11 protein-coding genes are annotated in these 12,640 nt (G+C 47.0%); 2 read left to right on the plus strand and 9 right to left on the minus strand.

The window, feature by feature from the left end; genetic code table 11:
* Positions 1 to 198 precede the first annotated feature (198 nt).
* Positions 199 to 1,335 carry a glycoside hydrolase family 88 protein gene (locus tag C170_RS27600; RefSeq protein ID WP_036616538.1) on the plus strand — a complete coding sequence of 379 codons (1,137 nt, stop codon included), beginning with the start codon at positions 199 to 201 and terminating at the stop codon, positions 1,333 to 1,335.
* A gap of 384 nt (positions 1,336 to 1,719) precedes the next feature.
* Here C170_RS27600 and C170_RS27605 read toward each other — a convergent pair whose 3' ends face one another.
* Positions 1,720 to 2,325 carry a methyltransferase domain-containing protein gene (locus C170_RS27605; RefSeq protein WP_036616541.1) on the minus strand — a complete coding sequence of 202 codons (606 nt, stop codon included), beginning with the start codon at positions 2,323 to 2,325 and terminating at the stop codon, positions 1,720 to 1,722.
* Positions 2,326 to 2,536: 211 nt separating this feature from the next.
* Here C170_RS27605 and C170_RS27610 point away from each other — a divergent pair, with 211 nt between their 5' ends.
* The gene (locus C170_RS27610; protein WP_051447436.1) at positions 2,537 to 4,909 is read left to right on the plus strand and encodes an Ig-like domain-containing protein; all 2,373 of its coding nucleotides are present in this window, start codon (positions 2,537 to 2,539) and stop codon (positions 4,907 to 4,909) included.
* 361 nt (positions 4,910 to 5,270) lie between these two features.
* On the opposite strand, the gene C170_RS27615 is transcribed toward C170_RS27610, so the two are convergent.
* From C170_RS27615 to C170_RS27650, 8 genes are all read right to left on the minus strand, one after another.
* Positions 5,271 to 5,816, minus strand: a complete 546-nt coding sequence (locus tag C170_RS27615) for a chromate transporter (protein ID WP_036616547.1) — start codon at positions 5,814 to 5,816, stop codon at positions 5,271 to 5,273.
* 2 nt (positions 5,817 to 5,818) lie between these two features.
* Entirely contained in the window at positions 5,819 to 6,406 is a 588-nt protein-coding gene (locus C170_RS27620; RefSeq protein WP_051447437.1) for a chromate transporter, read from the minus strand.
* A gap of 12 nt (positions 6,407 to 6,418) precedes the next feature.
* Positions 6,419 to 6,913 (minus strand): Lrp/AsnC family transcriptional regulator, encoded by a 495-nt coding sequence (locus tag C170_RS27625; protein ID WP_036616550.1) that lies wholly within the window; start codon positions 6,911 to 6,913, stop codon positions 6,419 to 6,421.
* A 270-nt stretch (positions 6,914 to 7,183) separates the two neighbouring features.
* A complete protein-coding gene (locus C170_RS27630) occupies positions 7,184 to 8,299 on the minus strand; it encodes a PAS domain-containing sensor histidine kinase (protein WP_036616552.1) in 1,116 nt (371 codons plus the stop codon).
* Positions 8,292 to 8,942 carry a response regulator gene (locus C170_RS27635; protein ID WP_017691068.1) on the minus strand — a complete coding sequence of 217 codons (651 nt, stop codon included), beginning with the start codon at positions 8,940 to 8,942 and terminating at the stop codon, positions 8,292 to 8,294. Before C170_RS27635 ends, C170_RS27630 begins: the two co-directional genes overlap by 8 nt.
* A gap of 121 nt (positions 8,943 to 9,063) precedes the next feature.
* Positions 9,064 to 10,062: an ABC transporter substrate-binding protein gene (locus C170_RS27640; protein ID WP_036616555.1), complete on the minus strand. Its 999-nt coding sequence runs from the start codon at positions 10,060 to 10,062 to the stop codon at positions 9,064 to 9,066.
* Positions 10,063 to 10,179: 117 nt separating this feature from the next.
* Positions 10,180 to 11,790, minus strand: a complete 1,611-nt coding sequence (locus tag C170_RS27645) for an AraC family transcriptional regulator (RefSeq protein WP_036616558.1) — start codon at positions 11,788 to 11,790, stop codon at positions 10,180 to 10,182.
* A gap of 215 nt (positions 11,791 to 12,005) precedes the next feature.
* Positions 12,006 to 12,437, minus strand: coding sequence for a GAF domain-containing protein (locus tag C170_RS27650; protein WP_051447438.1), 432 nt, complete (start codon positions 12,435 to 12,437; stop codon positions 12,006 to 12,008).
* Positions 12,438 to 12,640: the final 203 nt, after the last annotated feature.

A 12,640-nucleotide genomic window follows, 5' to 3' on the forward strand; every position in this document is an offset into this window, starting at 1 on the left:
GTGTTCAGGTTGAGGATCATTAGATCTCCAAACATCTCAAAACAGCTCGAAGCATAGTTGAAAGTGTTATTCGTGGATGATTAGTGATATTTATCGGATAGATATTGCAGTTACGGCATACGACGCTATAGATAAGTTGAGGATGAGCTGGAGCATCAAGCTTAGATGTCTGGTATTGAATCGAGGAGGGATATGTTCATGAACACATCAACGTCGGTAAAATGGCTCGAGGAAGCGTGGCAACAGGGAGCTGCCAAGACGATTCGGAATGCAAAGCGGATTAAGGATACATTTCCGCACATTGCCCCGCAGGGGACGTATGACCGGAATGATCCGGAATGGTGGACAGCGGGTTTCTGGCCTGGATTGTTATGGCTGGTCTATGAGGATGCTCCGGAAAGTGAAGCTGCGGCTTCGCTACATCGCATTGCCGAAAGCTGTGAGCGGCAACTGGAAGGTTGTCTGCGTGATCCCGAATCGGTAGATCACGATCTGGGGTTCATCTGGCTGCTTAGTGGCGTAGCCAACTACCGCCAGACGGGCAGCATGGATGGACGGCGGCGTGGCATGCTTGCCGCCAACCTGCTCGCTGCCCGGTTCCACGTGCGCGGTGAGTTCATCCGCGCCTGGAACTTCAGCTCGTCAGCAATGGATACGCGCGGCGTAGCCATCATTGACAGCATGATGAACCTGCCGCTGCTCTATTGGGCATCCGAGCAGAGCGGCGACCCTCGCTTCCGCTGGCTGGCGGAAGCACATGCGGACACCGTTGCGCGCGAATTCATCCGCGCGGACGGGTCCATTTGCCACGTGGTGGAGTTCGATCCACACACGGGGCAGAAGCTGCGAGAGCATGGCGGACAGGGCCATGCTCCAGGTTCCGCCTGGGCGCGGGGTACCGCCTGGGCGTTGCACGGGTTTGCGCTGTCTTTCCGGTATACGGGCGAAGCCCGATATCTGGAGACAGCGGAGCGTGCGGCCGATTTCTTCCTCGCCATGCTTGGCGAAGAGATCGTGCCGGTGTGGGATTTCCGCGCACCTGCGGAGCATCAGGTGGCGTGGGACTCGTCCGCTGCGGCGATTGCCGCGAGCGGGTTGCTTGAGCTGGCGAAGCTGTCGCCACGCGGGGAGACCTATGCCGCCGCGGGAGAGCGTATCGTCCGCGGATTGCATGAGCACTATAGCTCTGGCGACTCGGCAGCGGAAGAAGGTCTGATCATGCAGGGAACGGTGCATTACCCGGAAGGGCGAGGGCTGAATGTGCCGATTATATACGGCGATTATTTCTATATGGAAGCGCTGGCGAAGCTGCGTGGACATGCGGGGTTATTTTAAAAGAAGAATTGAGAACTACGGGCTGGAAGAACTGAAGGGGAGAAAGGATTAGTAAGGTATTAGTGTTGTGAGCCTTCGAATTATTTCATTAGATTCAACTAGTTAACCGGTTATATATTCAGTATTTAGTTGTCAGTAGCATCAGTAGCAAACCATCATCACCTGTCCGCATAAGGCTGTCTCCAGGATTAGGAACGATATTCCCTCTACTGGAGAAGGAGTATACCTAAGCTTGAGCTTTGAATAGACAAATCAAGGTGAGCGGACAGGCGGATGGTGTACATAATCCAAGGAAGACAAAAGAATGTCTGGTCTATGAATACTCATTCTTACGGGTCCAGTTGGGGTGCAGACTTAGCAATGCTCTACTGAAAAGATCGCTTTTCACTTCGAAGGTGTACGTCTCAGGATGACAAAGTCGGCGGAAGATTGATCTGGATAGCGCTGCGGAATAATCTCATGAACTTTGAAATCAGGATAGTCGAAGAGATATTCAAACAGATTACGGTCCTGAATTGTATCAATCCCCGGGTTGCCGTTTTCTTTCAAACGGGTGTAAAGCACGACCCATGCTGTTGAGGAGTGCAGAATATCATAGAGGGTGTTGCGAAAATCTGTTTCATCCGTGATGTGATATAACACATCCAGACAGACCGTCAGATCGGCTTGCAGGAAACCACGGTTAATCCATAGGCCTGGTGTATACAGCATGAAACTCTTGGACGAATCCTTGGCAAATTGGGAAGCACAACGCTTTACTGAAGAAGCCGCTACATCCACGCCCAGGTAGTCCTCATAATTCATGTATTGCAACTGGTTGCCATCCCCACATCCAAACTCAATGACACGATGAATCCCTTCACGTTGAATCAGTCCGTTCACGACCTCGGCCTTGAATTCAGCCAAAACCCCGTATGAACCCCTCCCAGAAGTTTCACCCGAACGATATGTTTCCTCCCAATACCCGATGTAATCAAAAGGCTGATGCATTATGTTTCCTCCAATCCTGTTAAAAGAAGTTCAAGACTGCCAATATACATAGGTATGCGCAATATTCGCAGGTATGATCGGTTGAAACAGGAATAGAAGATAAATTAATTTCCATAGAATTCCCTGAAAATTTCCTGAAAGTCTAAACATCTGGAAAGAACTTGCCGACATAAAACATAAGGAAAAAAATGATGATAATCGGGGGGAAATGATGTTAAAGCCAAGATTGACCAAGTACATGGTGATGATGCTGGTGTTGATGCTGAGTATTTCCAACGTAGGCTTGGCCGCTGCGGCAGATAAAGAACTGTCCAAAATTGTGGTTTCCAAGAATGAGATGTCGCTCGAAGTTGGTGATTCTGGGTCTGTTACGGTGACAGGGGTATATTCAGATAATACCTCGGCTAATGTAACGATTAGTACAACCTGGAGTAGCGAAGATACTTCGATAGCAACTGTATATAATGGTGCAATCACGGCCAAAAAGGAAGGTAAAGCGACGATTACCGCAGCTTACCAGGGTCAGAGTCAGACTGTTCAAGTGAAAGTAACGAAGAAGGTCAAAGCCCTTTCGAAAAACGTGCAAAGTCTGGATTTGCGCACGGGAGATACAAAAGAAATTATTTTGACAGCAACGTATAGTGACAATGAAACAAATAATGCAGCAGCAAATACTGCAGAATGGTCTACCAGTGATGAGAAGGTTGCTACCGTTGTGAATGGTAAAGTAACTGGACAAAGCGCGGGTACGGCCGTTATCACAGCCAAAGTTGGCAGCCAAAGCGTGACGGTGGATGTTAACGTTGAAGTGGTTAAACGTGTAGATGTAGATAAACAGCAAGTTAACCTGTTGTTGAACAAAAGTGAAAGTGTGAAAGTGACGGCTACGTATCCAGATGGCACAACCAAAGATGTAACGGATCTGGCGGAGTGGACATCCAGCAACGAGAAGGTCGCAGACGTTCTTAAAGGCGAAATTACAGGATACTCGGCAGGTTCTGCCAAGATCACAGCCAAATACGGTACGAAATCAGTATCCGTTGACGTGGATGTGGATCTGACGAGCAAACTGAGTGTGGTGAAACAAAGTATTTTCTTCCGTTTGAGTGATACAACCAAAACGGCTAATGTCGTTGTAACGGCTTCTTATCCAAACAGCAGCGATGTGAATGTAACCGATCAGGCAACATGGACATCCAGCAACGAGAAGGTTGCAACGGTATTCAAGGGACAGGTCACAGCGATTAGTGCAGGTTCAACAACGATTAAAGCAACCTACAGTGGCAAAACCGTAGAAGTTGCTGTGGATGTAGATACGGCAAGATATTTGGATATCAAAGATGTGACTGACAAGCTCGCCATGAGTGTTACAGGTGAGAACAAGTCCAAAAAATTGGTAGCCAATGCAGAGTATATTGATGCAAGCACAGAAAATGTAACTTCCAAAGCAACATGGACTTCAAGCAATGCAGATGTTGTATATGTATCGAACGGCGATCTGATTGCGTACAAATCCGGTACGGCTACGATCACTGTAGCTTATGGCGGTAAAACGGTTAAATTTACAGTAAATGTAGACGTTCCGGACAAGTATGAAATGGATAAGAAAAAAGCATCAGTAGCTGTTGGTGGAACGACTTCTGCCAAAGTACTGGCGTTGTATGGTGAAACATCCAAAGATGTATCTGAAGATGCAACTTGGAGCAGCAGCAGCGACAAAATCGCTGAGGTAGATAGCAAAGGGGTTATCACAGGTGTTGCTACAGGTAAAGTAACCATTACCGCGAAGATTGAAGGCAAAACACTGACTCTGCCTGTTGAAGTAGGTATGGCTAGTGGACTGGAAGCAGATGTGAACTTCGTTGTTCTGTCTGCCAAAGAAACTCAGACGATCCTTCTAACAGGTACGGATGAGGACGGCAACACGTTGGATGTTACATCCGAAGCAACCTGGAAATCCAGCAATGCACGTGTAGCAGATGTGAAAAAAGGCGTGATTACGGGTAACAGCAGTGGTAAAGCCAATATCACAGCAGAATACGGCTCCAAAAAAGTGACGATCCAAGTTGAAGTGGATGTCATCACACGTATTGAAGCTTCCGAGCCGGTTCTTTCCCTGAAATCAGGCGATACAGCTGATCTGACGGTAACTGCCTTCTTGAGCGACGGTAGCGAGCGTGATGTTACGGACAAAGCTGAATGGAAAACGAACAGCTACAAAGTAGCTCAAGTGACCAAAGGTAAAGTCAAAGCTACAGGTTCAGGTAAAGCCAAAATCACCGCAAAATACGGCAGCAAGTCTGTAACGATTGCTCTAGATGTGGATACACTGAAATATTTGCAGACGGATAAAGTAACGTTGACCATGAAACCTGGTGAAAAGGTAACTGTGGCGGCTACTGCAACGTATGCTGATGGCAGTGAAGCGAATGTATCCAAACCGGCTCTCTGGAAATCTTCCCGTATTGCAACAGCATCGGTGAAAGATGGAATTATTCAGGCGAACGGCAAAGGTAAAGCAACAATTACGGTGACATTTGCAGGTGTGAAAACCAAAGTAACGGTAGTGGTTGAAGCAAAGTAAACGATATTTTTCAACTGTGAGTGTGAAACGTGGAAATAAAAACGGTGATGCCAGCTAATAGCTGGTATCACCGTTTTTTGTTTATAAACTAGGCATGTCTTCAAGCGCTAACGAATCTGAGACACGTTATATCGGAAAGTACAGTCTGTTATAGCACTTTTGTCAGGTTATTTTGGTATATAACGTGTCTGATGTTCCTTACAATTTATAAAGAGGACCTAAAGACCAAATAAGACGTCCTCAGTTCCTTAAAAAATGAAAATAGTCTGGCCATTCGCCAACGTCCAGAACCCTTGCATACACCACCCTATTACAGATGTATAACCAAGTGATTCTGTGACGTTCCCCGTATGTTCTATAACTACATCGTGTGAGACAGTACCAGCGCACCATAGGCAAAAGCGATCACGATCAGAATGGCCGGGTGCAGCTTGGTTTTGGTCATGACCCAGAGCGAGATGCCTGCAATGATCAACGTCTGCCAGATGCCGATGGAATTAGTGGACAGCTGTCCAAATTCCCATGTGAGCAGAATCATGAGTACGGCGATAACAGGCTGCACAAGCAGTGTCATGCCTTTGACTTTTGGTGACGTGCGATGTTTGTTCAACAGACGAAGTAATATAATTAGTGCGGTCGCGGAAGGTACGATTGTGGCAAAACTTGCGATAATTGCCCCAAACCAGCCTGCTACGTGGTACCCGACAAATGCAGCAATTTTGGTTGCAATCGGGCCGGGAAGGGCGTTACCAATCGCCAGTACATCACCGAATTGCTCGGTGGTCATCCATTGGTAGTGGTTCACAATCTCTTCCTGCATAAGCGGAATGGAAGCTGGGCCGCCCCCATATCCCAATATGTTTGCTACGAAAAATCCCCAAAATAGTTCCCACCAGGTCTGGAGCATCCTTAGGACACCCCCTTATCGGACTCGCCTTTGGACTTGAAGCGCTGAACCAGATCCAGATGGAAGACACCATATCCCAGGAAAACCGCGATCACAATCCCCGGATGGATATCCAGCAGCTGCAATAGTACAAAGGCAATTACGCCGAATAGGGCGGCAAAAACTTTACCAAGTCCCTTCCAGGCTTTCATGGCAAATTCATAAGCCATCATGCCCAGCATGACAAAAATGACTGGCCTTACGGCGGCTACCATGCCTGCTACCACTTTCGACTCGCGTAGCGCGTACATGGAACCGAGCAGAGCAATAATGGAAATACTTGTCGGCAAAATATGAGCGAGTACAGACACGATCGCGCCCAGCACACCTTTGGTTTTATAACCGAGATATGCGGCCATTTTGGTCGCGATGGGACCCGGAAGGGCATTGGCGATAGCCAAAATCTCGCCGAACTCCTCATCACTGACCCATTTGTAACGCGTAACGGCTTCGTAACGGATCAACGGAATAACCGAAGGTCCACCGCCATATCCGAGAATTCCGGTTCGTACCATTCCGATGACGAGACCGTTGTAATCTTTCCAACCCATGCTGATTTCCTCCTAGAGTCTCATGCCCATCCGGCTTTTATAACGTTTCAACAATAGCTGTGATTCCACTTTGACGATACCCGGCATCTTATAGAGCTTCTCCAGCAAAAACTGCTCCATCTCTTCCATATCCGCAAAAATACCGTGCATGTGCAGGGTACTCGGGCCTGTCATATGATAAAGGCTGGTGACGGCTGGCTCTTCATCCAGTTTCTCAGCGACTTCATCCAGGAAGGGCGGTTCAACATCGACATTGAAAAAGGCTGAGACCTGAAGCCCAACTTTGCCAGGGTTGATTACAACGGTGAAGCGTTCGATGATTCCTTTTTCGGATAACGCATTAATGCGGGCTTGAACAGCTACACGTGACAATCCGATCTGTGTCCCCAGATCCGTATAGGATATTCGGCTGTTGTGGTGAAGCGCGGCGATAATTTTGCGATCCATCTCGTCCAGATTGTACATTTGTGGAATTTCTCCTCCTTTGGAGGAGCGTTTCTCTGACATGTTGACCATCCTTTTCTCTCGCTATATGAAATAAATAATAAAATTTTACTAAACATACAATGTGTATGTAGCATTCATAGTTTAATGACGAATCGTAACTGGAGTCAATCTATTTATCATGATTATTGAATTTAACCGATTTTGAGCCTTCATTTTGTCATTTCGACCAATCGGAAATAAAAAGACCACTCGCATAGTCCAATAGCGAGCAGCCGTTAAATAATAGATAAGCTGGAGTAAAGCGCAAAGTGTGATACGAAGCATGTACGGTTATCCCTGTGCTGTCTTGGGCAATAAAAGGGTAACGGTAGTCCCTTCGCCAGGCTCGGAAGAAACTCTCAACGTTCCTCCTGCACCACGGGCACGCTCTTCCATACTAAACAATCCAACGCCATTGCCAGCGGTTGCTTCGCTGAATCCAGCACCCTGGTCTTCAATAATAACCATCGTCATATTCTCAGCGTCTTCTATAGTAACACGTGCCTCGGCAACATCGGCATACTTTGCGACATTGGTTAAGGCTTCCTGAATAATTCGGTAGATGGCTATCTCCCGGTTCATCTCCAGTCGTTTGCGCAAATTACATTCCAAATCAACTTCAATCCCGTAGTGTCGGGTGTAATTCTCGATATACGTACGAATTGCCGGAACAACACCCAGGTCATCCAGAACAGATGGTCTCAGCTCCCATGCCATACCGCGTACATCTTCCATGATACCCGTGACCTGCTTACGAAGTGCTTCAACCCCGGGGTGAGGCTGGTCTGCCAGCAGGCGATCCATCTGAATCACCAGAGAGAAGAGACTCTGTCCAATCCCGTCATGCAGTTCACGCGAGATCCGGCGTCGTTCCTCTTCCTGAATATTCATCACTTGGGACATCATCTTTTGCAATTCGGCTTCGACGGATTTCAGCTTGGTGACCTCGCTGCGTACAGCCAGGTATTGATAGGGCTCCCCGTCGTTATCAAGGAAAGGTACGATGGTGGTGTTGACCCAATAATGACTGCCATCTCTGGCACGATTGAGAATTTCCCCGTTCCATACCTTACCTGAGGATATCGTGTCCCACAGGTTTTTCATAAAGCTTTTGCCATGGTATCCGGAATTAATAATTCGATGATCCTTACCGATCAGTTCCTCGCGCTCATACTGTGAGATTTCACAGAATTTATCATTCACATACTGGATTTTACCCTTGCGGTCTGTCAGGGCTACAATAGAGGATTCATCCAAGGCAAATTTCAGATCACTCAGTTGATGCAGGGAACCCTTCAACCTGCTGCGAAATTCATTATCCGTAATGTGATTATCGATTTCGTTCAGCAGGAGGCGTACGGGCTGGTCTGCGAGTCCACTTAATCTGTTCTTGCGTGCACTACTCAAAGTTCAGCAACCCCTTTTTCATAGCGAATTTCACCAGTTCCGGTCGTGTACGCAGGCCAAGCTTCTCCATCAGATTGCTTTTGTGGGATTCAACCGTTTTGACACTGATGATCAGATGTTCGGCGATTTCCTTGTTGGCGTAACCCTTGGCAATCCAGGACAAAATCTCTTTCTCCCGCTCGGATAACGTGTCATACGGTCCGGCGTTTTCCTGTTTGGCTTTGTCCAGGTATTCACTCATCAGCCGCTTGGTTGCACTGGGGTACAGATAGGCGCTACCCTCTGCTACGGAACGAATTGCAGCAAGCAATTCTTCATGCGGCGCACTTTTGAGTATATATCCGGATGCTCCCGCGTGGATGGCGCGGAACAGATATTCTTCATCGTCATGCATGGTTAGTATCAAAATGGAGACATCTGGCATCAATTTCTTTAATTCAGCGGTAGCGGTCAGACCGTCTTTGCCTGGTGGCATGCTGAAATCCATCAAGACCACATCTGGTTTCAACTCTTGAGCCTTGGCAATGGCTTCATCGCCATCTGCGGCATCTCCAACGATATGTATATCATTCTTTCCCTCAAGTAAGGCGATCAGCCCGGAACGCACGACAACATGGTCGTCTACAACTAATAGTTGAATCACATGATTTCCCCCAGTCCGCTTCCTTAGTTCTATCTATATCATAACAAAAAAAGAAGCCATTCAGAGCTTTAATCTCCGAATAGCTTCTCTCACTCAACGTGTGGGATAGAAACATTGAACCTTAATGTTCTGTTTGGCCGAAACGTTCCTGAATCATATTGGAAATTTCCTGGACTTGTGCCTCCACGGCAAGAGGATCATATGGCCAGAACCGTTCCCCATCCAGCTTGAACACTCGATTGTTCTTCACGGCGTCCAGGGATGACCAGACGGGTGATGTTTCATCCAGCGAACCACCATTGGATAAATCCAGGAAAATATAATCACCGGCATAATCCGCCAGTTTCTCCTCGGATACAGTTACAGTATCTTTATCCTGATCAATCAGTTCCTTTTGTACAATGTCTGGTGCTTTCAGTCCGAGCTGTTGGTAGATGGCTTGCCCACCGCGGTTGACACCATCTCCGTTGATATACCAATCCTTACCAAAAAGACTGAAGTTGGAGAAAGTCGTACCTTCCTGAACCAACCCTTGAATGGAGTCCTTGGCTGACTTCACTTTTACTTCGAATTGGGACAACCAGTCTGCGGCTTCCTTTTGTTTGTTTAAGATTTCTCCAAAAGCAGTGATTTCCTCATGCACATTGTCGTATGTACCATAAGGGATGATGAGGGTTGGTGCGATTTTGCGATATTGCTCATTCAGCTTCTCATCTCCACCTACAGTGACGATCAGGTCGGGCTCAAGCGAAAGAATTTTTTCGACTGAACCGCCGTCGATACGACCAATGTCTGCTACGCCTTCAACCAGATCAAGCACATAAGGGCTTTCCAGCTCATAATCCGGTGCGCCTACTGGTTTGATACCAAGTGCGAGAAAATCAGCGAGGTAGCCCTGTGTCACAATCCGCTGTGGGTTCGCGGGTATTTCAACGTCTCCATTAACGGTGGATATGACCTGCGTTTTTGCGGCGCTGTCTGCCGGTTGTTCTTCTGTAGCAACAGGTGAGGAAGGTTTATTTTTTGTGGTTTCTTCCACTTGGCTTGAGCAGCCAATAATTCCAATCACCAGTACCAGGAACATAAGCCCAGTCCACCATTTTGATTTAACCCCTGTCATTCTGCTTCTCCCCAATCAATAATGATTATCTTTCTCAATAAAACCTCCTTAATATCGTAGCTTTTGGATACAAGTATCGTCCATCTCAAAATGTGACCTCTTGAGCATGGACAATGGTTACCTGTTCTTTTCGCCATTCTCCCGAATCAGGATATCTACCATAAGCTGAAGTTGCTTTTCCAGAGCCAGCGCATCATTACACCAGAATTGTTCCAACTTGAGAGGATATATCCGGCTATTTCCGTTATTCATAATCTTATTCCAGTGTGGTCGTTCCCTGAGTTTAACTTCTGCATCATGATAGAGACCGCCTTCATGTGAGGAAAGCACGAGAAACATATGGTTTGCTGCATATTCCGTCAATTGATCTTCCTGAATGAACTGATGATTATTAGGTTCCAGAACGTCACGTAGAATACTGGGAGGAGGTGTAAGATTGAGTCCATAATAGACGTTGTATGCCGCTCTGGCGGTTACATTCCAGATACAGATCGTTCCATCTTCCCAGAGTTCATATAACCCAACGGTTTCATCAGGCTGGATTGCAGACCCAAGTCGTTCAGCTTCACTGCTGACCAGCGCGGTGTAATGCTCTATCCAGTCTTCGGCAGCCTGCTCTCGACCTATGATTCGTCCGATAAGTTGAACGGTCTCCAATCGATTTAACTTGTCCCATGGCAGGACCATAACTGGAGCAATCTGTTCCAGTTGTTCGAGCTTATGGGGCAAATAGTATAGATAATCTGGCGCGATGATCAGATCAGGTGGTTCAGTTCGGAGGATTTCTTCCACACCATATTGATCCAAATCCAGTACATCATGCAACTCGTCTTGGATTAGCGGTGACATAGCCCAGGGTAGGAATGAGGCGGCAATGGGTTGAACGCCTAAGGCTAACAGATCTCCTGTGTACTGTACGGTAGCAATTCGTCTTGCGCGGGGCTGTAGTCGGTATTCACTTGGACTAATCCCAGTAAACTGCTTAAATTTTCGACTTAAGTATAAACCGTCGGAGTATCCCACAAGCAGCGCAATTTCATTTAAGGTGGCATGCGTGGACAACAGATATTGCTTTGTCTTGTCCATACGAACTCGGGTCAAGTGAGCTTGAAAGCTTCGTCCAACCTGTTTTTGAAAGAACCTGGAGAAGTAGCTCGCATTAAACCCAGTTAATCTGGCGAGTTCTTCACGGGTGAGATGACTGTCATAGTGATGATTCATGTAGCGAAGTGCTTCACGAATTATACTGTCTACCATTTCTGTAGAAGGTTTAATCGCCAGCTTGAATAATTCAAGCAATTCACTCAGCAGATAATGGGACCTGGCTTCTTCGGTCTGGACACTTCCTGTCCTTTTTTCGGAAAGATCCTGGATGATTGCCAGCATTCGCAGAACCTGTGGACTTGCTCCGGTCTTCGAACCATGTGAGGGCAAGTTCACTGTTGTTAGCTCATAAACACGTTTGTCAGGACTCTCTTCCGTTAATGCATAATCCTGAAAACCGATATGATACAGGGTGAAGGCAGAAGGTGGGATATGTATCAGCTCCAGGGAGCATTGGGGATGTAGAAAAAGTAACTGTCCTTTATGTAAAACACCGTGCTCATTACCATATCTATAGTCCACCGTCGCTGTGCAGGTAACCAATGAAGGCGTTTTTATGGAAATGGTACTGTTGTGCTGTGTGGATTCCCATGGAATAACACTGGCAGTTGTCAGTACAAACATATCTGTAGCCTCCTTAGCTGTATATACTATCTATGAATATATGAATGTATGGACTAGATTATATCAATCTGTGTGAGTGACGTCGATGTATACAGATGAGCGAAGACAGGTGAACAGACTAAGGCTTGCTCCGCTGTAAATAACTATAATAAAAAAAGCCTTGATACTCCCCGAAGGAAATAACAAGACTTCTTCCATATTAAAGACAGATGTTGTTATCCAAACACCTTTGGCTGAAGATGTAGAGCGATTTGCTCCGTCTGCCGGATCATGTCCGGTGAGAAGGTGCAAGGTAATCTGCTGCCAACGAGCAGCACGGCGCCAGGCACACTTCCTTCCTGGAACACAGGTACCGCTATGGCACATACCAGCCGCTCAGCAAGCATTAACGGGCAACGACCGGGTGTATGCTCCCCGGTGGATTGTGCATCAGATCGGGCTGTGCGTCCAGTCCGAAGGGCTGTGCCCACCAGATCTTGTCCGGCGCGCATTTCCATGCGTTTCACCCGTTCATTACTAGCTCCAGAGGTATACTTCCAGCGTAGCATCGTCCCGTTCAGACAGGCAAGTCCACAGAAGTCGCTGGATGTGTTCAGGCGCAGGCCGTCGATCATCTCCTGAATGCCAGATGGCAGTTCATCATGCATGAGAGGACACTTCCTTTTTCAAAATTATAACGTACGTGACGTGTAATTATTATCATTAACCTTTGAACAGGATCATCTTAAAGTAAGGGTATTACAATGTTAATTCTATTGTAGACCCTTTCTCGTACGTTGTAATTCAGGGAAAACCCCTATTTCCATTCTATAATCTACTGAACTTGGGCAGTGGAGGACTCCTGAGTCAG

This window comes from Paenibacillus sp. FSL H7-689 (genome assembly GCF_000517905.1).
GTDB classification, from domain to species: Bacteria; Bacillota; Bacilli; order Paenibacillales; family Paenibacillaceae; genus Paenibacillus; species Paenibacillus amylolyticus.